23 protein-coding genes and 2 pseudogenes are annotated in these 23800 nt (G+C 32.7%); 21 read left to right on the top strand and 4 right to left on the bottom strand.

What is annotated here, in order from left to right; genetic code table 11:
• Positions 1–163 precede the first annotated feature (163 nt).
• The 4 genes from F6K06_RS14550 to F6K06_RS14535 all read left to right on the top strand — a co-directional run bounded on the left by F6K06_RS14550 (position 164) and on the right by F6K06_RS14535 (position 3224).
• Complete coding sequence (locus F6K06_RS14550) at positions 164–1030, top strand: SPFH domain-containing protein (protein ID WP_124145337.1); 867 nt, start codon at positions 164–166, stop codon at positions 1028–1030.
• 475 nt (positions 1031–1505) lie between these two features.
• Positions 1506–2450, top strand: coding sequence for a 4-(cytidine 5'-diphospho)-2-C-methyl-D-erythritol kinase (ispE, locus tag F6K06_RS14545; RefSeq protein ID WP_124145362.1), 945 nt, complete (start codon positions 1506–1508; stop codon positions 2448–2450).
• A gap of 313 nt (positions 2451–2763) precedes the next feature.
• Positions 2764–3093 (top strand): DUF3082 domain-containing protein, encoded by a 330-nt coding sequence (locus F6K06_RS14540; protein ID WP_124145336.1) that lies wholly within the window; start codon positions 2764–2766, stop codon positions 3091–3093.
• Positions 3090–3224, top strand: coding sequence for a hypothetical protein (locus F6K06_RS14535; protein ID WP_287288466.1), 135 nt, complete (start codon positions 3090–3092; stop codon positions 3222–3224). Before F6K06_RS14540 ends, F6K06_RS14535 begins: the two co-directional genes overlap by 4 nt.
• 396 nt (positions 3225–3620) lie before the next feature.
• Here the strand turns inward: F6K06_RS14535 and F6K06_RS14530 are convergent, their stop codons facing one another.
• Complete coding sequence (locus F6K06_RS14530) at positions 3621–4529, bottom strand: metallophosphoesterase (protein WP_287241792.1); 909 nt, start codon at positions 4527–4529, stop codon at positions 3621–3623.
• A gap of 114 nt (positions 4530–4643) precedes the next feature.
• Here F6K06_RS14530 and F6K06_RS14525 point away from each other — a divergent pair, with 114 nt between their 5' ends.
• Positions 4644–5465, top strand: coding sequence for a hypothetical protein (locus F6K06_RS14525; protein ID WP_287241790.1), 822 nt, complete (start codon positions 4644–4646; stop codon positions 5463–5465).
• Between the two features lie 598 nt (positions 5466–6063).
• Complete coding sequence (gene smpB, locus F6K06_RS14520) at positions 6064–6534, top strand: SsrA-binding protein SmpB (protein WP_287241787.1); 471 nt, start codon at positions 6064–6066, stop codon at positions 6532–6534.
• 297 nt (positions 6535–6831) lie between these two features.
• Here the strand turns inward: smpB and F6K06_RS14515 are convergent, their stop codons facing one another.
• On the bottom strand, positions 6832–7518 hold the full coding sequence (locus F6K06_RS14515) for a hypothetical protein (protein WP_287241786.1): 687 nt from the start codon (positions 7516–7518) through the stop codon (positions 6832–6834).
• Between the two features lie 803 nt (positions 7519–8321).
• Between F6K06_RS14515 and F6K06_RS14510 the strand changes: the two are divergent.
• Positions 8322–8678, top strand: a pseudogene (locus F6K06_RS14510) (alkene reductase); the annotation flags it as partial.
• Positions 8679–8687: 9 nt separating this feature from the next.
• On the opposite strand, the gene F6K06_RS14505 reads toward F6K06_RS14510, so the two are convergent.
• Positions 8688–8963 (bottom strand): hypothetical protein, encoded by a 276-nt coding sequence (locus F6K06_RS14505; RefSeq protein WP_287241784.1) that lies wholly within the window; start codon positions 8961–8963, stop codon positions 8688–8690.
• 484 nt (positions 8964–9447) lie between these two features.
• Here F6K06_RS14505 and F6K06_RS14500 point away from each other — a divergent pair, with 484 nt between their 5' ends.
• The 12 genes and pseudogenes from F6K06_RS14500 to F6K06_RS14445 all read left to right on the top strand — a co-directional run bounded on the left by F6K06_RS14500 (position 9448) and on the right by F6K06_RS14445 (position 20381).
• Complete coding sequence (locus F6K06_RS14500; RefSeq protein WP_287241782.1) at positions 9448–9738, top strand: PqqD family protein; 291 nt, start codon at positions 9448–9450, stop codon at positions 9736–9738.
• A gap of 218 nt (positions 9739–9956) precedes the next feature.
• A complete protein-coding gene (locus F6K06_RS14495; RefSeq protein WP_287241780.1) occupies positions 9957–11045 on the top strand; it encodes a serine kinase in 1089 nt (362 codons plus the stop codon).
• 58 nt (positions 11046–11103) lie between these two features.
• Positions 11104–11739, top strand: a pseudogene (locus tag F6K06_RS14490) (glycosyltransferase family A protein); the annotation flags it as partial.
• 14 nt (positions 11740–11753) lie between these two features.
• Complete coding sequence (locus F6K06_RS14485) at positions 11754–12605, top strand: methyltransferase domain-containing protein (protein WP_287241777.1); 852 nt, start codon at positions 11754–11756, stop codon at positions 12603–12605.
• A 182-nt stretch (positions 12606–12787) separates the two neighbouring features.
• Positions 12788–13474, top strand: a complete 687-nt coding sequence (locus tag F6K06_RS14480; protein WP_287241774.1) for a glycosyltransferase — start codon at positions 12788–12790, stop codon at positions 13472–13474.
• 45 nt (positions 13475–13519) lie between these two features.
• The gene (locus tag F6K06_RS14475) at positions 13520–13762 is read left to right on the top strand and encodes a hypothetical protein (protein ID WP_287241772.1); all 243 of its coding nucleotides are present in this window, start codon (positions 13520–13522) and stop codon (positions 13760–13762) included.
• A 120-nt stretch (positions 13763–13882) separates the two neighbouring features.
• Positions 13883–14230: a class I SAM-dependent methyltransferase gene (locus F6K06_RS14470; RefSeq protein WP_375340274.1), complete on the top strand. Its 348-nt coding sequence runs from the start codon at positions 13883–13885 to the stop codon at positions 14228–14230.
• A gap of 41 nt (positions 14231–14271) precedes the next feature.
• Positions 14272–14976: a glycosyltransferase family A protein gene (locus F6K06_RS14465; protein ID WP_287241770.1), complete on the top strand. Its 705-nt coding sequence runs from the start codon at positions 14272–14274 to the stop codon at positions 14974–14976.
• A gap of 17 nt (positions 14977–14993) precedes the next feature.
• On the top strand, positions 14994–17411 hold the full coding sequence (locus F6K06_RS14460) for a glycosyltransferase (RefSeq protein ID WP_287241767.1): 2418 nt from the start codon (positions 14994–14996) through the stop codon (positions 17409–17411).
• A gap of 589 nt (positions 17412–18000) precedes the next feature.
• Positions 18001–18255 (top strand): hypothetical protein, encoded by a 255-nt coding sequence (locus F6K06_RS14455; protein ID WP_287241765.1) that lies wholly within the window; start codon positions 18001–18003, stop codon positions 18253–18255.
• Positions 18256–18297: 42 nt separating this feature from the next.
• Positions 18298–19179, top strand: a complete 882-nt coding sequence (locus F6K06_RS14450; protein WP_287241763.1) for an SDR family NAD(P)-dependent oxidoreductase — start codon at positions 18298–18300, stop codon at positions 19177–19179.
• Between the two features lie 254 nt (positions 19180–19433).
• Entirely contained in the window at positions 19434–20381 is a 948-nt protein-coding gene (locus F6K06_RS14445) for an SMP-30/gluconolactonase/LRE family protein (RefSeq protein ID WP_287241762.1), read from the top strand.
• 77 nt (positions 20382–20458) lie between these two features.
• Here the strand turns inward: F6K06_RS14445 and F6K06_RS14440 are convergent, their stop codons facing one another.
• Positions 20459–21703, bottom strand: coding sequence for a nucleotidyltransferase family protein (locus F6K06_RS14440; RefSeq protein ID WP_287241761.1), 1245 nt, complete (start codon positions 21701–21703; stop codon positions 20459–20461).
• Positions 21704–22098: 395 nt separating this feature from the next.
• On the opposite strand from F6K06_RS14440, the gene F6K06_RS14435 reads away from it, so the two are divergent.
• Positions 22099–23235 (top strand): nucleotidyltransferase family protein, encoded by a 1137-nt coding sequence (locus tag F6K06_RS14435; RefSeq protein ID WP_287241759.1) that lies wholly within the window; start codon positions 22099–22101, stop codon positions 23233–23235.
• Positions 23236–23322: 87 nt separating this feature from the next.
• Entirely contained in the window at positions 23323–23652 is a 330-nt protein-coding gene (locus F6K06_RS14430; RefSeq protein ID WP_287241756.1) for a hypothetical protein, read from the top strand.
• The last annotated feature ends 148 nt before the right edge of the window (positions 23653–23800 follow it).

The raw sequence follows: 23800 nt of genomic DNA, 5'->3' as shown, positions 1-23800 counted from the left end.
TTTGTTAAACAATAGCTTCGAGGGTTTAGATTTGATTGGGGCTAAAATTTTTCGTTTAAGTCCCAATCTCAACAGCCAAAAAGAAAATTGTTAACTTTTGACTTGACTACTTTTTAATTGATAATGCTAGTATCAAAATAATTAACCTAATTTCTAACATCTTATGCTTCAATATCTTGTGGCTCTTATAGCAACTGCAATCATTGGTTATACAGTTAATTCATCTGTAAAAGTTATTGATGAAGGAGATGAGGCTTTAGTAGAACGCTTGGGTAAGTATAAGCGCACTTTGAAGCCTGGACTTCAGTTTGTTCTACCTCTAGTAGAAAAAATAGCTCATGTTGATACCATCCGCGAAAGGGTCTTGGATATTGACCCTCAGTCAGTCATTACTAATGATAATTTGACATTGCAGGTAGATGCAGTAGTCTACTGGCAGATTATAGAAATCGAGAGAGCGTATTATGCAATTGAAGACGTAGAAAATGCTATTGATAATATAGTTTTAACTTCTCTGCGTTCTGAAATTGGTCGCTTGCCACTTCAAGAAGTTTTATCTACAAAAGATGAAATTGATAAAGCTTTGTTGAAGAAATTGGATGAAGCTACTTCTAGTTGGGGTGTCAAAGTGATTCGTGTCGAGGTTCAAAATATTATTTTTCCTGAAAAAGTGCAAGCAGCAATGGAGTCGGAAAGGGTAGCTTTAAGTGAGAAAAAAGCTATGCTTGAACAAGCAGAGGGAGAAAAAAGAGCTGCTATTGCTAAAGCTCAAGGACAAGCAGAGTCTATAGAGGTTCTTTCCAAAATTTTAAATTTGCGCCCAGATAGTCCAGAATTTATGCAATTTCTGATTGCTCAAAGATATTTAGAAACTAATCAGAAATTAAGTGAAAGTGCTAATTCTAAGGTTCTATTTATGGACCCGAAAGCCATGTCAGAAGCATTAGCTGAATTAGTGGGAGATTCTCCTGATTATCCTCCACTAAACGATCTACCTATTTCACCATCTAAACTGAAAAAATCTGATTAGTATCATGTCTCATAGATATTGGGATAGGGAGTAGAAACAAGGGATAAGAAGATTTTGATTATGGTTTATTAAGCGAAATCAAGATAGTTATGACCGGGGAATATATCCAGTTTTAGAGATGCTAGCTGGGTAAATTTTTTGCAGCTTTTAATCAGGCAGAATAACTATCATTAGCACTTTTTTATAAACTATTAGACATCTGGCGATCGTAAAAAAGAAAAATAAAATCAACTATCGCACATGAATTATCAATAATTATCAATTATTTCCCCCTACTCCCTACTCCCTCTTTTGGAGGAAATGTCTATTGATATTTAATCAATAAACTTATAAATTATAATAATTAAAGTAAAGTAAGAACCTTAGGAATATAAATTCTTGCCACTTGGAAGTAGCTAGAGATGATTTTGGTCAAAAAATTAACCTTTTCCTTTACTTCCTTCGAGTTAAAATATCTAATACTAAACTAGCTAAAATGCGCTCCTATTCATTAATTGCTCCTGCTAAAATCAATCTGTATCTGGAAATTATAGGCGATCGCCCAGATGGTTATCACGAATTAGCAATGGTTTTGCAAAGCATTAGTCTTGCAGACAGAATAGATATTCGTGCCATTGGAATTGAAACTATTGTGGTTCGATGCGAACATCCTCTGGTTCCTGCTGATGCTGACAATATTGCTTACCGAGCAGCTTCCTTGCTCGGTAAACAATTTCCAGATGTATTTGCCAGGTACGGTGGCGTTGAAATTACTATCAATAAGCAGATTCCTGTAGCAGCAGGGTTAGCAGGAGGTTCCACAGATGCAGCAGCAGTATTAGTGGGATTAGATTTAATGTGGGAACTTGGTTTAACTCAGGGAGAGTTGCAAGAGTTGGGGGCACAGTTGGGTTCAGATGTTCCTTTTTGTATTAGTGGCGGTACAGCATTGGCAACTGGACGTGGCGAAGTTCTCTCCCCACTACCAAATTTAGACCAACTTTATGTGGTTTTGGCTAAATACAAGAATCTCTCTATTTCTACACCCTGGAGTTATCGCACTTATCGTCAAGAATTCGGTCATACTTATATTGATGATACTGAAGCTCGGGAAAATAGTATACAAAGAGTACATTCTGGACCAATGGTTTCAGCGATCGCTCACCAAGACAATATAGAAATTGGTAAACTATTGCACAACGATTTAGAAAAGGTGGCTTTACCAGAATATCCGCAATTATTAAAATTAAGAGAAGCTTTTGCCTCCCAAAATGTTTTAGGAGCTATGATGTCGGGGTCTGGACCTACTATATTTGCTTTGACAGAATCTCTTGCTCAAGCACAGGAAGTTGAGGCCACAGTAAAAGCAAAAATGGCTGACCCCGGTCTAGAATTCTGGATAGCACAGTTTAACTCTAGTGGCATTACTATTGCCCATTGAAGAGGGAAGAGGGCAGGACGTAGAAGGTAGAAGGAACATATAATACTTTGAATTGGCAATAATTAATAACTATTATTCTCTGTTTGTTGTTGTTGAAAACTCTAGAAATCTGTATTTTATTTTGCCAAGTTATAAACTGCTATATTTAATTTTCATTTTTCCCATAATTCTAATATAGCAATAGCCAGACCTGTTAGGATTTATACTGACCATCGATATTAGGCTAGGCAATGTTTTTCCAACTATTTCCTATTCCATGTTCTCTATTATAGTTACAAACAATTTTTATTCTGACTTCAACTATTCAAAATATATGACAAATTTAACTCCTAAATCTCAAGAAAAATCTACTTCAAATGTCAATCCTTTACAATGTTTGGCTAGTGCGATAATTGCTGGTGGATTAGCCACACTTGCCTATATGTTAATGAAATCTATTTCTGAGACATTTGCTAATAAACCTATTATTTCAGATAATGTTTTTGTGGTGAATATTTCGACTGCTGTGCGTGCTTTAGTGGTGGGAGTTATTGCTTTCGCTACTTGTATGTGTGCGATGGTTACTTTAGGTTTAATCGCCTTAGCTATACAAATTATAATTCAGCGATTTACAAATAAGGAAATGCCTCCAAATGAAGGTTGAATAGTAAAAAATTGGGGGATAAATATTTATATCATGTCCGTCTTAAATTAGTAGACATCTCCAGAAAAGAGGCAACAGGGAACAGGGAACCCACCCCTCGCCCCTCCCCCTCCCAGGAGGGGAGTAATTGATAATTTATGGATAATAATTGATTTGATTTTGAATTTTCACCAGATGTCTAATGATAAAAAGGCGTTGCATCATTACGGGGTGATATGTAATTTTTTCATCATTTGAAAATATTTTCAAATTACAGGCGGTTGCTGAATACCTAAAAACCCAAATATCACTGGCAAGTTTGCACTTTTAAAGCTTTTCTCTTTTCAGTAATCAATCAATCGCTTTATAGTTCAAAGTAAAATAGGGCGTTGGTAATTTGAGGTATGATATCATGTCCAGATAAGAGCGTGATAGAACTCCATTCCGTTTACACGACCAAAAAACTTTCTCCTTCTATTCCTCTTTCTTCCCTCCTGACTCCTGAGGACTGACTCCTGACTCCTATTCCTTCTAGTATAAAATTTCCTTCAACTCAGGTTAATTATACCTTCGTCAAAAACACGATTATTTACATCAATTCCTCTAACAATGATGTGGTCTTCATAAACATCAAAAGCAGCAAAACTAAAATCACTTGTAGAATATTCAGTCCACTCTGATTTCCCTACAAGACGTTGTTTGCCACCCGCACCACAAATTAAATAAGTAGTACCATTAATTGAGCTAGTTCTTTCATAATCATGTTCATGCCCATTAATATAAAGCTGAACCCCATATTTTTTAAATAGAGGAGTTAAAGTTTGAATAAAATCTTCATTTAACCCATACATTCCAGAAGAATAAATTTGATGATGACCAAAGACTATTTTCCAAGGTGCTTCACTGTTACTCAATTCTTTTTCTAACCATTTTAATTCGGTTTCCCAGTCAGCATTAATATTAGTATCTAAGGCAAAAAATTGAATTGGGTGATACTGAAAAGTATAGTATCTTCCTGCCATATTAAAACCTGGATATTTGAGTTCCAAGTCTCCATTTTCAGTACGAATATCGTGGTTGCCCAGACAGGCATAAAATTTAACTTCTTTTTCTAATAAAAATTTATATGGTTTCTCAAAAACATCTTCTATTTTTTCAATTTCTCCATCTTCATAAATATTATCGCCACCAAGAATTACAAAGTCAAAAGGATATTGTAAAAAATAACTCCTCATAGCTTCAGCTACAGCAAATTGATCTTTGCCTCCTGCACCAGTATCAGCGACAGCAACAAATCTGAAAATAGGGTTTGTTTGAACAGAGGAAGAATTGTTTAATGTCACTGCATTAGCAGGACTAAAAAATTTAATAATTTTTACTATTTTGCTGCATATACCAACAACACTAATGCTGCTGAGACTACTTAAAAATAAAAATTGACGACCTTTAATACTCATCGTTTGAGAAAATAAATTAAGTAGAAAAAGGACTATAGTCCAGAATACTAATTTGTCTTTTATTAATTTATCGTTTTATCCATCGATTTGTTTAGTCCAAAAGGTATAAAGTAAATGTCAGAAGACCAACCACAGCAACCAAATTTAGAACAACCTGAAACTGAAGCAGTCTATCAAGAGTCAACAGAAACTCCTTCCGTGACACCGCAAAGTCCACCTGAACAACAATCTACTACTGAGAAAAAATCAGTAGTGGCCCAACCTAGTCTTGGACAACAGGTTTTAGGATTAGTTCGTTCCTTATTACCAGCGTCCCTAAGTCAAAAGCTTTCTGATGGGTTATTGACAGGGGCGATCGCTGGTATTTTTGTCCTGATTCTGGTGATTATTTTTGTTTCTTTTTCCCCTGATCAACCTGTTACTGAGGTGGCAGATATTCCTATAGCTGAAGAAATAGAAGAAGCGATCGCCCCGACGGATATTCCTATAGCTGAAGAAATAGAAGCGATCGCCCCGGAAGAGTCTCTACCTCTTACAGTAGATCCAGAAGTATCTGAAGATTCATTTGATGAAGCTCCTGAATCTGTGGAACCAATTATAGCTTCACCTCCAAAGTTGACACCAGAGCAAATTTTAATTGTGTCAATTCAAAATCAAATTGATGACCTTACTAATGAATATGGTGCTGGAATTATTGAATCTTTAAGAATTAATTTTCCCAGTAGTTTATTAATTGTTGAACTGAATAATGATTGGTATGACAAAACTGAGGAAGAACAAGATAAATTAGTTAAGCAAATGTTTCAAGAAGCACAAGATTTAGACTTTAATAAGTTACAAGTTATGAACTCTAAAGGTAGAGTTATAGCTCGTAGTTCAGTGATTAATTCTGAAATGATTGTTTTAGAGCGATCGCTGTTAGAAATACCAGGATAATTTTCAGAGTTAAGAAGGTTTTAGGTAGTAGGTGGTAGCTGGTAGATGAAAAAAGCTGACCGCCATACCTAAAACTTTTGGGTGGTGATGCATAGTAATGGTAAAGGAAGCACCGGGAGTGTTGGAGAAATTAAAAAATATATATCCTCACCATTACCATGCAGGACTACCAACTTTTGATTTTTTCTATTTATTTAAAATAGCTATCCTAGATAGAAGAATGAACATTAAGTAGATATCAAGAGAAGTAAATCTCAGTATTTAGATATAGCAGTCGAAGGAAAAGGCGCTGACAGATTAAAAGCTTAAAACTCAAACAACCCAAGATTTTTCCTTCTTCCTTCTGCGATAACTAACATTTGTTCAAAACCTATTTAGGAAAGCTATAGTATCAATTTAAATTAAAATAGCTTAATTATCGCCAAAATATTTATTTATAGTTGATTCAGCGATTGATAACAAAGGCATTTATACAAAAAGTATATTATTAAATTTTTTTATTTATAGTGATGTTTTAATTCATCTGTTGCCATAACCGATAATTTCGTAGTATAATTAAAAATTACAGATAAAAAATTAAGTGTAGTTAGAATATTTTATGAATAAAAAAAGTGGTGAAGGATATAAAATAATTAGTGATAATCGCCAAGCTAGATTTAACTATCATATTATTGAAACTTATGAAGCTGGTGTTGCATTACAAGGAACAGAGGTAAAATCAATCCGGGAAGGTAAGGTTAACTTACGAGATGGTTATGCCTTAATTCGTAATAATGAAGCATGGTTACTAAACGTTCATATTTCTCCATATCAAAAAGCAGGAGAATTTTTCAATCACGAACCTCGTCGTAGTAGGAGACTACTGCTACACAAACAAGAAATTCGTAAATTGATTGGTAAGGTAGAACAACAAGGATTAACTTTAGTACCATTGAGGATGTATTTTAAGCGCGGTTGGGTAAAAGTTGATATTGCTTTGGCACAGGGTAAAAAGCTCTATGATAAGCGTGAAACTATTAAGCAACGAGATGATAAACGGACTATGCAAAGAGTAATGAAGCAATACTAGAGCCGCTACGCGGAAGTTAAAAGTCAAAAGTTAAAAGTCAAAAGTATTGATTTGTAATTGTTTTAGGATTTTGTAACCAGTTATTTCCGCTATCCTGCACTAGAGCAACCAATTTTATCTTTACCTTAGTAAATTTGAAGCTTTAGTTTGCTCATTCAACAATTAATTATTAATTATTACCTCTCCTTAAAAAGTATAGGATTGACGAAAAGGTTTTTTTTCTTTATTTCTGGTTTTAAAGAAGAGGCTTTAAACCTGAATTATTCAGTAAATTGAATAATACTTATTAGTTAGTAGTTAGTAGGTATAGTTATATTCATATTCATAATTATAAGAGTCTTCAAAATTAGTGGCGACTCTAACTCCATTAGGATCGACAGTACATACAAACTTATTTCGTTCTCCATAAACATTTACCCATCCTCGCCACTGCCAACCTTCAGCAGTTTTAGTCACATTCTGACTAGAAGACCACCGCCCATTACTAGGAATTCCCATTTCATATTGCATAAATTCTTTACAAGAATTTACAACACTAATATTACTGTTATAAATGCGATCGCCACCTTCATAAAAACGATCAGGGAAATAATCAGGATAAGTTTCTTTATGAAAATATGCTGTTACTTCATTGTTATTAATATTGCAAATAAAATTGCTTCGTTCCCCATCAAATTCTACCCAACCTTGCCATTGCCAACCAGATGTAGATTCAGTTATATTTTCTACTGAAGACCACCGACTATGGCGAGGAATTCCCATTTCGTATTCCATAAATTCTTGACAATAAGTGACAACATAACTTGTATTATTATTAGTTGGAATGTGATTTTTAGTTCCTACTTTTCTACGATTTATATAGTCAGGATAAGCATGATTTTTATAGCCATCATTTTTGAGTTTAATATGACTATTATTACCAACATCACAGGCTGCTAGAAAAACAACTGTAGCTAAAGTTATTGCTAGATTTTTGTTGTTCATTGTTCTGTGTTAGAAAATATAATTTATCATTTATAGTAGCACTAAATGTGCCTTTTAGAGAAGATTTTCTACAAGAAAATCAAAATCAGCTAATAGGCGTTTATTTTTAGATTTTCTCTTAAAATTGCCAAGTATGGTTCAAAATGTTTCCCATAGAGGTGAGTTACCAAGGCGTTGAATTAAGAAATCAATGAAAGTTTTAATTCTCAAGGAATTACGACGATTCGGTAGATAAAGTGCGTAAATACCTGTATCCATATCCATGTGGGGATAGAACTGAAAATCATTAAGTACAGCTTGGAGAAGACCCCCACGGATATCTTATCCAATTAACCAGGTTAGCATTAAAGTCAAACCAGCACCATCTAAACAAACTTGCCGAAGAACCTCTGAATTATTTGCTACCAACGATCCATTAACTTTAACTTCACACACCTCTTTGTCTCCCTTAAATCGCTAAATTTTATAACCAGTGGAATAGCTAAAATACAAACAATTATGGTGAACTAAATCTTGAGGATGCTCTGGTTTGCTATACTGCTGAAAATAAGCTGGACTACTTAGAAGGGGATTTAAACCCCTCCTCAAATTAAGCGACTTATAGAAGTCAGGGATTTAACCCAAGCTTTTCCGTTCCGGAATGCTGCGCAAACAGATACCTAATTATATGCACAAATTTTTAGGCTGATAGCTAATAGCTGATAGCTAGTTAAAAACTGAAAATCTGTAAGTCCCGATCATCTGGAAATTGCTCACTTTCCCTAATTAAATTTTTCACCTGAAATTATGCAAACAATTACAAACAGATAACAAAAACTGTACATGAAAAAGGTGGCAAAATATTTTTACAACTTTGGCACGCTGGACGAGTTGCCCATCCAGACTTGCTAGAAGAGGTAGACATTCCGATCGCTCCTAGTTCTATTACGGCTGATTATTTAGCGGATCTTCCCAATGGACAATTCCCCCACGTTATTCCTAGAGAACTCAAACTAGAAGAAATAACTCTGATTATCGAACAGTTTCGACAGGGAGCGAAAAACGCAAAAGAGGCAGGTTTTGATGGAGTAGAAATTTATGCTGGCAATGGTTATTTACCAAATCAATTTCTCCAAGATAATTCCAATCATCGAACAGATGAATATGGAGGTTCGATCTAACTTTTCTGTTTATTGAGCTTCTCGCTTCATCATCCGGATGTAAGATTTACAATTGACACCACCAATAACTAGGCCATCAACAAAGCTGATTAAAGGCTGAAACAGCCCAATAATAATTAATCTACGACCACGGCGCTTTATCTGTTCCAGGCATTTTTGTTCTCCACGTTGGTAATAGGTGTAACTCGACTCACTCCACATACAAAAACCTGATTCATCCAAATATCTCAGGTCTATTTCTCCTTTTGCAGCAGATAGCTCCAGCATTATACCAGCTATGGGCATTGAGCCTGATTATCTCTGCTCGGCCTTTGACTTTCTGTGGTACATCCTCAGTTCTAACCTTCAGTAGTTTTTGGTCTTGCTCACGAGTGAGAAAAATCCTGAAACGATCCCCCATAAAAAAATCGCCTTGATAGATAAACTTTCCGTATTTACCTATCTTTACATAGTTTTATTTTTTCGTGCCTACCTACTTAATTCTACTTAATTAAAACCTACTTAATTCTACATTAAACAGATAGGTTATCTGTAACTTTTTCTGTTAAGTTCTGTATTTCAGAATGTGGGTTTTATTGTGGTTATTCAAAGATATCGGTAGTCAACTCTTGACAATGTTGGTGAAAATGCTAGAGTATAAAAAAAGAGTGAAGTTAAAAAAAGTAAATTTTGTACGTTATGTATCAAACTTTAAGTTAGCTCAAAATTTGATATATGCAAGGTATTTTTTTTACTTTATTCTACTTGATTTGGCAATTAAAATTTTAAGATGGAAAAATCAGAAAAATTTCAAATAAACAGCCCGAAAGTAGTTCAAGAAACAATTGAAGGTGAAGTAGTCATCGTCAACCTAGATAAAGGAGACTATTATAGTTTATTGAATACAGGGGCAGACATTTGGTCAGCAATAGAAAAAGGTAATTCAACAACAGAAATAATTGCCGAAATGACAGAAAGATATGAAGGCGATCGCAAAACAATAGAGACAGCAGTCAACTCTCTAATCACCCAACTAAGAGAAGAAGAAATTATTATTGTAGCTCCAATAAATGAAGGATAAAATCAAAATAGAGAGGAAGTAAAAGCCACAACAGATAATAAACAAAAACTCCCTTTTGAACCTCCTATCCTATCAAAATACACAGATATGGAAGAGCTATTAGCTCTAGATCCAATCCATGAAGTTGATGAAATGGGTTGGCCGAATGCTAAAGTAAATACCCTTATTTAAGCATCAAAAAAATTTAGTTATTCACTTTGCATAAAAATCTTCAAAAAGTGACTCAAAAACCAAATATTCCTAGTGAATTGTTACCTCATAAATATCCTTTAGAATTTTTCAATGAAGTCTATGATTTATACCAACAAGCAGAAATTAATGTTGGAGGTAAAATCACTCTTTATTATGAAATTTCTGGGTTAACAGTTCGTTTGTGTTTTGCAGGAGAAGCTTTAATCTCTCGTTTAACTACTGCATTAGCACACTTAGAAATACAAGCGATCGCTAATCCTGACTTAACAATTTGTATTTGGGATAGCACCTCTACTAATACTATTATGCCACCTCCTCCCTGGCAAGGACAGCATCTACAAAAACGAGGAGAAGTTTGGGGATTAAATAGCGATCGTATTCACACATCTTTTCAATGGGGTGCTAATGCTTTAAGCTTATTAGATTATGAACGTAATTTAGGAATTTATTGGGTTAATAATTCTGAATTAGTACCCTATTGGGAAACCGGATCGCCTCTGCGAACAATTCTCCATCTTTGGTTAGGAAAAAGAGGTATTCAGATGGTTCATGCAGGTGCTGTAGGAGTTCCTAGCGGTGGTGTTTTATTAGTAGGAAAAGGTGGTTCGGGAAAGTCTACTACAGCGTTATCTTGTCTTGATTCTGAGTTATTGTATCTGAGTGATGATTATAGTTTAATAACTTCTGAACCTAAGCCTACAGCTTTTAGTATTTATGCTACAGGGAAGAAAAAGCCTGATGATGTAGATCGCTTACCTTTTTTGAAGCCAATCATTAGCAATTATGAAAAATTAGGAGAAGAAAAAGCTCTTTATTTTCTGAATGAACATTTCCCATACAAGATTATCAAACATTTTCCTCTCAAAGCAATTTTAATTCCTAGAATTACAGGAAAACAAGAGACAACTTTAACAAAAACTTCGGTGATTACTGCAATATCATCTCTTGTTCCTAGTACAGTTAAACAATTACCAGGAACAGGACAAGAAGCTTGTAAAATTATGACTAAAACTGCTGAAAAATTACCTTGTTATTATCTCAATCTGGGAACTGAAATCGAATCAATTCCTCAAGTAATCTTTGATTTAATCATCTCATTAAAAAATGTCGTTTAATAATCCTTTAATTAGTGTTATTGTCCCTGCTTATAATGCAGAATAATATTTAGAAGAAGCACTGCAAAGCATTAGTAAGCAAAACTATGAACCTCTAGAAATTATAGTTATTGATGATGGATCAACGGACAAAACAGCAAGTATTGCTAAACCCCTTAGCAATAAAATCAACTATATCTATCAAGAAAATAGTGGACCAGCAGCAGCTAGAAATACAGGTATTAAAATAGCACAAGGAGAATATATTGCTTTTCTGGATAGTGATGATATATGGGGAGATAATCATTTAGAAATACTCTTAAATTCTTTGACTCAAGAGCCTGATTTAGAAGCAGCTATGGGTAGAGTGCAATGTATGGTAGTGAAAGAAAATCAACAAGGAAAAAAAATATTTGAAGAATTTGGTGAAGCAACTATTAATGTAAATTTAGGAGCAGGTATATATAAGAAATCTTTATTTAGAAAACAAGGGTATTTTGACCCCAATTTACAACAAAGCGAAGATGTAGATTGGTTTATGAGAAATAAAGAAGCTGGCATCAAAATAGCGATGCTTGAAGAGACTACCTTATATTATCGTCTTCATCAAGATAATATTAGTAGAGATCGAAAGAGAGGTTATTCAACGTTTCTGAATGCTCTCAAAAAATCTTTAGATAGACGAAGAAATCAAAATACTCAACTTCCTGGTTAAATTTATTAATTAAAATGCGAGAAAAAGCAACTAAATTAATTATCAAAAAATATCTTGAAGCTGGACAAATTCCTTGGTATCCCGGTTATTTAGTTTATCGTCAACAGCTAATTAGTGAAACATTATCTAATTCTGACCTGATATCTAAATTTAAACTAAATCAGTCATTACCATTAGGATATGGTTATGGTGTAGATGAGAGATGTGTAGAATATCCTTGGTTATTTTGTCAATTAAATCATAACTCAGAGTCAATTCTTGATGCTGGTTCTGCTCTGAATCATGATTTTATTTTAGAACAACCAATATGGCAAAATAAGAAGTTACATATTTTAACTTTATCCCCAGAGTTTAATTGTCATTGGAAACGAGGTATTTCCTATTTATTTGAAGATTTACGCAGTATTCCCATTCAAGATAATTATTATGACCAAATTGCTTGTATTTCTACTTTAGAACATATTGGCTTAGATAATCGACAATTCACTGGTCAAGATGCAGATCAACAAAATAAAAATCAAGATTTTTTATTGGCTATTCAGGAAATGCGTCGTGTTCTTAAACCTTGTGGAAATTTATTATTAACTGTTCCTTTTGGCAAATATTCTAACTTAGAAACCCAGCAGGTTTTTGATGATAATTTATTAGAACAAGCAATCTCTGCTTTCAAGCCATCAGATATAACACGCACTTTTTTTTCTTATACTCAAAAAGGTTGGCAATTTTCCTCAGTTGAACAATGTAAAAAATGTGAATATGTTGATTGGATTATGTTACCAGAAGAAAAGCGTCCTAACAAATTTCCTGTTCAACTAGATAATGCTGCTGCTGCTAGAGCAGTTGCTTGTGTCAAGTTAGTGAAATAACTCTAATATTGAAGAAGGAGTCAGAACTCAGGAGTCAGGAGTCAGGAGGGAAAATTGCATGGGGATGTCTTTGACACCTTGCTCCGCGTCTATGTGCCCCCAAAGAATTTTGAACACCGCGGGTGACGGTGAGGAATTAAACCCGCAAAAAAAAAGATAATGATCAATTGGGATACAATTTTATGATAAAAAATCCTCTTGTTAGTGTAATTATTGTTGTTAAAAATGGTGAGCGTTATTTACAAAATGCGATTGACAGTATATTGAATCAAACCTATAGTAATTATGAAATTATTGTGATAGATGGAAGCTCCACGGATAACACCCCAAAAATAGCTCAATCTTATCCTCAAATTCGTTATTTTGTCCAAGATAGTAAGGGTATAGCTAATGCTTATAATCAAGGAATTGAGGTAGGAAAAGGAGAATTAATTGCCTTTCTTTCCCATGATGATACTTGGACTCCTGATAAACTAGAGACTCAAGTAATATACATGAGCGAGCATCCAGAAATTGAATATACAGTTGCTAAAGTTAACTTTTTTTTAGAACCAGGACATTCACCACCATCAGGATTTAGAACAGAATTATTAGAAGGGGAACATATCGGTAAAATTATGGAAACTTTAGTAGTACGAAAAACTTTATTTGAGAAAATTGGCAAGTTAAATCCTGAATTTACTGTAGCTGAGGATGTTGATTGGTTTGCTCGTGCTAATGATGCTCAAATTCCTATGGCTGTTATGCCCAAAGTATTACTAAATAAAAGAGTTCATGATACTAATTTGTCTTTAAATTCTCAGCAAAATACACAGAATTTATTGAAGCTGATCAGAAATTCTATTCAAAGAAAACGTCAATTAAGCTAACCATTATTTATTAATAGAGTTAATACTTGAAAATAGGAGTTATTTGTGTCAAATAAAGATAAAATTAAAAAACAAATATTTAATAAAATATTTAAAGCAGATGATTTTATTAAAAAAATTTGTTATGCGAATGCAGGTATGTTAAACATGGGAAATATTTGGTGTTTTGATTATGCTATTTCTCATATCCCAAGTAAAGCACCAATTATAGAAATAGGTTCATTTTGTGGTTTATCTGCTAATGTTATTACTTATCTTAAATTAAAACACAAAAAAAATAATCCTTGAATTTGTATAGATCCTTGGGATTTTAGTGAAGGAAATAAATTACAAAAATTAGGAGAACATCCTACTTTAAATAATCAAGATTATGGAGAATTTGTTAAAAGAAGCTTTCAAGAAAATGTGTTGTTATTTAGTAGTTATGATACCCCGTTTGCTATTCAAACTACATCAGATAATTTTTTCAGAAAATGGAATGGAAAAGAAAAGGTTAATGATATATTTCAAAAAACAATACAGTTAGGAGGTGATCTCAGTTTTGCTTATATAGATGGCAATCATGATTATGATTATGCTTATCGTGATTTTCAAAATGTCGATAGATGTTTAAATATAGGAGGATTTATTTTGTTTGATGATTCTGCTGATAATTCAGGGTGGGGAGTTTGTGAAGTAGTTAAAGAACTTTGTCGAAATGACAAATATAAGCTTATTAAACAAAATCCAAACTACTTTTTTCAAAAAATAAACTAACAACTAATTTCAAGCAATATAGATATAGATAGTCAAAAAATATGAATACTCTCAATCCCCTAATTAGCATAATTATTCCTGTTTATAACGGCGATCGCTATATATCAGAAGCTATTAATAGTGTCCTACAACAAACTTATAATCCCATAGAAATTATTGTTATAGATGATGGTTCAACTGATAAAACAGCAGAAGTAGTTAAAAGTTTTGGCTCAGTTTTAAAATATTTTTATCAAGAGAATAGTGGTACAGCTACTGCTCGTAATTCTGGGATTAGTCTGGCTAAAGGTAACTTTTTTGCTTTTTTGGATGCTGACGATATTTGGGTAGAAAATAAGTTAAAAATTCAGATGGAAATATTTAATAATAATCCTGAAGTAGATCTAGTATTTGGTCAAGTTAAACAGTTTTACAGTCCAGAATTAGATGAAAATATCAAAAAACAAATTTATTGCAATCCTAAACTAATGACAGGATATATACCTTCTGCGATGATCATTAAACGAGATGCTTTTTTCCGTGTTGGTAAGTTTCAATCTCAGTGGCAACAGGGTGAATTTGCTGATTGGTATATTCGAGCTACTGAGTTAAATTTAAAAATAATAAATCCACCTAATTTAGTAGCAAAAAGACGCTTACATAAAATGAATAAAGGTCTTCAACAACGCCAAGCTTCTCAAAGTGATTATCTACGAATTATTAAAGCATCTTTAGATCGCAAAAGACAACAAAAAAAAGAAAATTAAAATAATTCATAAATAATATGAAAGCTCAACAAGTAAATCATTTAGCTGAAATTCGTTATAGATTAGCGAAAGGATGGCAAATTAAAGGTAAAATTGAAACGGCGATAAGTGGTTACAAAGAAGTTATTAATATGAACTCAAATTATATACCAGCTTATCTCAGCTTAGGTGATTTACTATTAGCTAAAGGAGATTGGCAACAAGCACAACTTATTTACGATCAAGCAGTTAAAATTAATCCTAATTTTGATCGATTACATAAAAATTTGGTAAATGTTATTGCCAAATATCAAGGAATAGATGAGGCTTTTAATTACTATCAATTAACTAGACAAGACCAGAGAAAAATTACTATTAACACTACAGATATTTTAGCTTGTGTTGTAGTTAGGAATGAATCCCTGCGCTTACCTTATTTTCTCTCCTATCATCGTCAACAAGGGATTGATAAATTTTTGATTGTTGATAATGGTTCAAATGATGAGACTTTAGCTTATTTATTACAACAACCAGATGTTTATCTTTGGCAAAGTTTTCTTTCCTTTAATCAAGCAAATTTTGGTTCAGCTTGGTTTGAAGTACTGTTAAGAAAGTATGGTTTAGATCATTGGTGCCTAATGGTTGATGCTGATGAATTGTTTTACTATCCTAACTGTGAAAGTAAGAAAATTAATCAGCTATGTGAGGAATTAGAGCAACAAGGAAAAAAAGCTTTAAATACAGTTTTGTTAGATATGTATTCAGATAAAGCCATTGCCGAAACTCATTATCAAAAAGGAGAAAATTTCTTAGAAGTTTGTCCTTGCTTTGATAGACAATTCTATCACACAAAAAAAGAAAAAGCTGGACCATATCAAAATCACATTGGTTATTTTGGAGGAGTCAGACAAAGGGTATTTGGCGAACAAGGAGCTTATTATTTAACTAAAGTTCCTCTAATTAAATACGATTTGAATCTAGTTTTAACAGGAGGGCAACACTATACGAATTGTCCAGAAGATAAAATTGCAGGTGAGTGGGGTTGTTTATTGCACTTTAAATATTTCTCATCCTTTTCTGGTTATGTTAAAGATCAAGTTGAGAGAAAAGAACATTATAATCAAGGAATGCAATATTTAGAATATGCAAAAGGAATAGATAAAAATCACAATTTAACTCTATATAATCCTAAATATTCTCTTCAATTTAAAAACAGTCAACAATTATTGGATTTAGGAATTATGAAGATTCAGGAAAGTGCAGTTTTTTCTGAATTAAAAGATGATTTTATCTCACATCCAGATAGTATTCTTCTCTATACAGATTGTCCAGAAATATACGGTGCTGCTCAATGGAATCATGCTTTAATTTGTGCTTTAGCAGAAGCTGGATATCATGTTAATTGCGCTCAAAGCAAAGCCTCTCATCATTTAGTTACACATAGGAAACAATTAGGAATTCAACACTTATGGTTAGAAGAAGATAATATCTATCATCCTACTCAACCTGCAAGAGCATTTGTGAACATAACCGAAGCAGGAAATATTTTTGCAAAAGTTAAACCAAAACTGATTATTTTTAGTGATGGTTGTCCTGTTTCTAACTTAGCTGCTAAACAGGTAGCAATTGAACAGAAAATTCCTTTTATAATTATCAATCACTGTGTTTCAGATGATTGGGCTAAACTATTTTCTCCTTACTTAGATCATTTACCCAATATTTATCAACAAGCGAAAACTGTAATTGCTGTTTCTCAAGCAAATTTAAACTTACTACATAAATTATTTAATTTACCAAAAAATAAGGGTCAAGTTATTTATAATGGCAGACCAAAAGAATACTTTACTCAGACAAATTTAGCAACCAGAAATCATTTTCGTCAAAGTTTAAATATTCCTCAAAATGCCATAGTATGTTTCACTGCTGCTCGTTTAGAAGTAATGAAAGGGTATCAATATCAACTGAGTGCTATGGAAATTTTGAAACAAAAAGAAATTTGGTCAAAACTTTACTTTGTTTGGGCAGGAAGTGGCAGTTTAGAGAAGAAAATCATGCCAAAAATCAAGGAATTAGGAATAGAAAATAAAATCAAATTAATAGGCGATCGCTCTGATATTCCTGATTTATTAGATATGGCTGACATTTTTATTTTACCTTCCCAATTTGAAGGAATGCCATTATCTATTATGGAGGCAATGGCAAAGGGAAAACCTGTAATAGCAACTGCGGTTAGTGGTATTCCTGAAGAATTAGGAGATACAGGCAAATTATTATCAGATCCTAAGATTAATGCTCAAGCTACAATTAAAGAATTGGCTGAAACTATTGAAAATTGGGCTAATAATTTTACTTTAGCTACTCAAATTGGTCTAGAATGTAAGCAAAGAGCAGAACAAATGTTTCAGCAAGAAACAATGATTAAATATTATTTAGATTTAATTGACAAGGCAATATAATTAGCTACTTAATCTTTTTATTCCAACAAATTGAAACAAACAAATAATGATAAGTAAAGTTCAAAATGAATTAAAAATTAGACAAAAATAATTTTTCGATTACTTAACCTCTTTTTCGTTAAAATCAAGTTCAACTAAGCATAAATTTATTATCTTTGCCCACTATCGAACAGGTAGCACCTTACTCCCTAACTTACTAAACTGTCATCCAGAGATTTTTGTTGATGGAGAAATTTTTTCTAGCTTTTCTACATCCTACTTTAAAAAAGTTCTATTTCCTGAGACTTATATTAATATTCAATCTCAAAAAACGCCTTGTCATTTTTATGGTTTTGATCTGAAAATCGATCAACTTATTCTCAGCTTATCGAAGTTTCATCGGACACCTCTAAAATTTATAGAGAATTTATGTAGAAATGGTTGGAAAATTATTTACTTAAAACGAAATAATCTTTTGCGAAAAGCTATTTCCGATCTAAGTGCTAATGCTAGAAGACAATGGCATGATACCCCTGAAAATCCTTTGCTAAAAGCTCCAATTAGTATAGATTGCTAAAAATTAATAAAATTTATAGAATGGTGTGAGAAAATGAATAGAAAAGAAGAACAAGTTATTCAAGGACTTTCTTGTTTACATCTAATTTATGAAACTCATCTCTTAAATTCCGAGACACATCAACAAACTATAGATAATATTTTTAGTTATTTAGGCACTTATTCAGTTCCAGTTAAAACAAAAATGAAAAAAATATCTACTCATAATTTAGCTGATGATATTATAAACTATGAAGAAGTTGTTGATTTTATTCAGGCAACAAAATACCATCATTTTTTAGAAAACTAATTCTCGATCTTTCTGCTTCAATTTATAGTGAAGTAATTAATCATGAATCTCAAAATTCGATTAAAAGCTGCCTTAAATTCTTTTCTGAATCCATCAGCAAAAACACCCAAAGTTATTATCCAAGAAAAATCTCCAGAGCCATCATTAGTTTTCAATAATCAACTATTAGCAGGAAAAAATGTTCTGATTACTGGAGCAGGACAAAATATTGGTAAAAGTATTGCCTTGGAAATGGCTAAACAAGGAGCTAATATTTATTTTACAGATATAGTTGAAGAAAAATGCTTAAAACTAGAACAAGAACTAGCCAAATATCAGATAATATGTAAATGGTTTATTTCAGATATATCTAAAACTGAAGATATTGATAATTTACATAATTATTTTATTGAAAATAAGATTAAACTTGATATATTAATTAATAATGTAGGTATCCAATTTAATAAATTTGGCATTAAAAATTTTGAACTAGAAGAAGCAAATAAAGTATTTCAGACTAATATTTTTAAGCCAATGTATTTAACTAAGCTTATTGCTGAAATGATGATTAGGAATCAAATTTTTGGCTCAATTATATTTATAACATCCATACACCAATGTACTGTATTTCGTGAGCTAAGTTATAGTACATCCAAAGCATCTTTAGGAATGATTATAAAAGAATTAGCTATAGATTTAGCTGCACATAGAATCCGTGTTAATGGAATTGCTCCAGGTGTAGTACAAGAAGATAACAAGGGAAATCCTTTGTATTATAAATATACTCCCTTGCATCAAAGTAGCATTAATCCTAAATATATAGGTCGTGCTGTAGTTTATTTAGCTTCAGATTATTTCTCACATTTTACTACAGGAACAGTGATGAAAATTGATGCTGGATTATCCTTGAGAAATTATATGGTAGAGATTCATTTTCCTCAATAATATATAGCAATCCTATTTTATTTGTGTATAAAAATCTTACCCCTTTTAGGGAAGAGGGAACAGCGAACAGGCAGGAGTTTCAGTTTTTTTATTTACTTTTTGATTTGTCACAACCAATTTAGGATTGCTATATCTTTCCTGTCAATTGAGAAGAATAGGATTTTTTTATTTAAGAAATTAGTTAATCAGGAAATTAAAGTATCTAGATTTCGTTAAATTCAGATTGAGATATTTAAGTTAAGGGGTGGAATAATATGCAAGCACTAAAAAAAAAGCTCAAACAATTTGTAAAACAAAAGAAAGAACGATTAGAACTACAATTTAAAGTAGGTTATCTAGAAGCTAAATCAGAACAATTTTTCAGTTTATTTCCCCAAGGAGCCAAAATTAAGCGTGTTGTTACAGGATTTCAATTTACAGAAGGTCCGATTTGGTTTTCTGAAGCAAACTATCTTCTTTTTAGTGATATTCCTGCTAACAAAATTTATCAATTAACTGCAAATGGTAAAGTATCAATTTTTCGGCAATTCAGTAATAATTCTAACGGTTTAACTAGAAATAAACAGGGAAAATTAATTGCTTGTGAACATGGCACAAGGAGGGTAACGCAAACAGAAAAAGATGGTTCAATTACTATTTTAGCTGAACAATTTCAAGGAAAACAACTCAATAGTCCTAATGATGTTGTTGTGAAAAGTGATGGTAAAATTTATTTTACGGATCCTCCTTTTGGCATTAAATCAGAACAACAGGAACAACCTTATCAAGGAGTATATTGTCTCTCAAATGATGGTAAATTAACCCTAGTGGCTAATGATTTTGAGCGTCCCAATGGTTTAGCATTCTCACCTGATGAAAAAAAGCTTTATATTGATGATTCATACCGTCATCATCTCAGAGTTTTTGATGTTCAAGACAATGGAATACTAACTAATGGTAAAATTTTTTATGACATGAAAATCAATAAACCTGGTTGTCCCGATGGAATGAAAGTAGATATTCAAGGAAATATTTATTGTACAGGTGCAGGAGGAATTTGGGTATTTACTCCTCAAGGAAATCATTTAGGAACAATTGTTACTCCAGAAATACCAGCTAATTGTGCTTGGGGTGATGCAGATTTGCAGACTCTTTATATTACTGCACAAACATCAATTTATACAATTAGAGTTAATATTCCTGGAATAACAGTTGGATTATAGGTTGAATTTTTAATTTATAGACAATACAGTGGGGTGGGCAATTTACTTGAAATTATTGAATCAAATAATAAATTTATTTAATTGCCTACCTTAGCATCTATTGATTTTGGTTTTAAAGTATACTTAACTAACATTCTAATTGGTCGAATTAAATAATAAAAAATTGCCGGTAAATTAGATTTTGGCAATAGTACCCAATCAGAAGTAGTTGGAGTTAAAAAGAGGCTTAAAGCATACCAAATTTTATCTTTGAACCTTTCTTTAGTCCATAAATGAAAGGAAAATACTTTAATTTGTTCAGAACGTTCTTGAGAATCAAGAAACAACCAATTTTGAATTTGAGCAACAATTTTTTTGATTTCTATATCTAATTCAATCTTTTCTAAAACTAAATCAGGTAGAGGAGCTTTCAATAAATTATGTGCCAATAAAACCCCTGATAAAACAATACGCATTCCTCCTTTTTTTTCCGCTTGTTCCATAACAAATTGCCAATTTAACTGAGGATAAGCACAGATTAATTCTGCAATATCACAAATTCTTGAAAGCTTATCCCAACAGTCTTTTGTTCCATGCCCACAAAGGAGTAATAAATAATTTTCTGGACTAAGATTAGGGATGCTAGTATTAAGTAATGTGACAGTAGTTAGGTCTTCTTTTAAATAGTCTATACTTAAAGGAAACGCAAAATATTTAGGGATTACTTCCCAGTGTAATTCAATGACAAATTGAGCATTATAATAATCAAATTCATAGGCAGATTCTTTCACAAATTGATGTATTGTTTCTGACTCAAGAAATGCTCCTTCTTCCGTTTCCTCTAATTCAATAACATGGAAACGCATTTTATTACCTTGTTTGACTAGCAAATCTTTCCCTTTGACAATATCTTTTTCAGAAACTAAAAGATCCAAATCACTAAACTGTCTTAAGGAAATATCCCCATAAACACATTGTGCTAAAGGCGGTCCTTTAAAACAAAAAACAGGAATATTATTCTTAGCAAACAAATCAAGTAATTCTAGCAATTCTCTAGTTAAATATAAATTGCGGAGAGCATTTGTACGGAATTTTTTTTGGAGCTGAGTAAGAATTTTTTTGGGTACTGCATCTCGACAAGTATTGTTTATAGTTTGATATAAAATGGGTTTTACTGAGTGAGTTTCGGCTATTTGAATAAGATATTGCCAGTCTATTTTTTGTGTGAGTAAAGTCTTAATTATGTCTGCTGTTTCAGTATCTATATTTTTTCTAGCACAATTAATAATTAACTGAATTTCTGTGGGATAGCTTCCTAATGTTTGAGTTTGATTTTTGTTCAATACTTCTGCTCCTATTTTCCTTTTTTTATCGAATTAATTAGATTTGATTACTATTTTATCTCAAGTTTTAAAAATTTGGTACTATGGTATTTACATTTGAGAGCTAAATAGAGAATTAAATGAAGGAAAAAGGGAAGTTAATTACACCATATTCCATGTAAATATGATATATTAGTTAGATAGATGCCCAAAAATCAAATATCATTCATTCTATTTCCGTGAAAAAATAGTTAAATATTATGAAAAATGTGATACATCCATCTACTTTTTCTATTAACCAATGAACTGTGGAATGTAAGATTCTCTAAACCCACCCCTAACAAAAATGCTTATTTACGGAGAATTAAACAGTCCTACTTGATTTCTAACCCGACTCGTTTTCTTAGAGATAGTATATGAATTTAAACCTAAAATTTCAGCCATGCTCGCTGACTCACGAACAGAAATTACTATTACGGGTTTGTCTGTTCCAGGGAGAAGATGTCTTAAAAGCTTGGCAACAATGGGTAACAACAGTTGATATTGACAACCTTGACTCTGACTCTAATAGCTTACTTCCTTTAGTGTACCGTAACTTATCTACCCACCAGATAAATCATCCTGAAATGGGGAGACTTAAGGGAATTTATCGGAGTAAATTTTACAAAAATCAACTATTAATCCAAAAAATTACCAAAATTTTAAATTCTTTGCAGGATGCAGATATTGAGACAATACTCCTAAATGATGTTGCTATCAATTTACAGTATTATCCACATATTGCTCTCCGTCATATATATAATTTTGACCTGCTTATTAGAACGGAAAATGCCTCGAAAACAATAAATTTTTTAGATCGATTAGGATGGAAATATTCTGAGAATTTACCAATCAGAACTGTTGTAGGTAATGCTGCTATCTTCAAAGATGAATTAGGGTGTCGATTAAGTATTCATTACCCAGTAGCTTTAGATGCTATACAACAGAATGTTGAACATAATTTCTGGCAGGAAGCGGAAATTAATCAAGTAGGAGAAATGTCAACATATTTATTAAACCCTAGTAATCAGTTATTACAAGTTTGTTTACAAGCTTGGCCGTTTAAGCAAGTTTCTACTGCTATCTGGGTAGCAGATGCGATGATGATTCTAAATTCATCAGGAGATAAAATTGACTGGAATCAATTAATCAATCAGGCAAAAAAACGCCAAATTGTTTTGCCAGTGCAAAATACACTTCCCCTATTGGATAAAATACTCGATACTTCACTACCAGAAGCAACTTTACAAGAAATTGAACAACTCCCTATTTCTAAATTAGAGCAGAGAGAATATCAGATAATTAATAGTAAACTATACCCATTTATAGACACTTTTTTGAGCAGATATTATCTATATTCAAGATTAGTTAATAATAGCAATGCACAGTTAAAATTAATAGAATTTACAAGGTATCTGCAAGCAGTATGGGGTTTGGCTAGCTTTTGGCAAGTACCTATCCAAGTAGTTATTAAGGCTATAAGAAAGGCTAAACCAGATATCTTCAAAATCTAGACAATTTATCTGCATAAGCAGTAGGGAATAGTTCTGATATCTGGCGTTTGTAAATTAGGGTATATAGAACCCATTTGGGATCTTTGCATGCGGTACGTGCTTTTCCTAGTTGACCTCAACCAAGGATATCAAAACACATACAATTACGCACCAGAACAAAAACAATCTCTAGCAGAAGCTGCAACGGAGATTCAAGAACTACTAGACAAGCTTTCTGATACCTATAGTGAAACAGAAGCAGAACAAAAAGTAGCTGAAGATTTAGCTAATAAAGCAAAGCAAGACCCATCCTTTAAGGAAAAACTCAAAAGCTGGAGTCAATCTCTACTCAATAAGGGTACTGAAGCTGGTATCGCAGAATTTGCTAAGGAAAGAGTTACACGAGTTATTCCTCTTGCTCTGACTCTTCTTGCTTAACTGGGTCAAATATCAGGACTTATATCATGTCCGGTAGCATCGTTTGTGTATAATAGAGGAGGAAGAAAAATAATTGCCCGGAGCGATATTGCTACGCAACGCTACCGCGATCGCTACTCTTCAAGCACTTGACAAATCATCAGTAGGC

It is taken from the genome of Okeania sp. SIO1H4 (assembly GCF_010672695.1).
GTDB lineage: Bacteria > Cyanobacteriota > Cyanobacteriia > Cyanobacteriales > Microcoleaceae > Okeania > Okeania hirsuta.
This window is presented reverse-complemented; position numbering and strand designations above follow the sequence as displayed.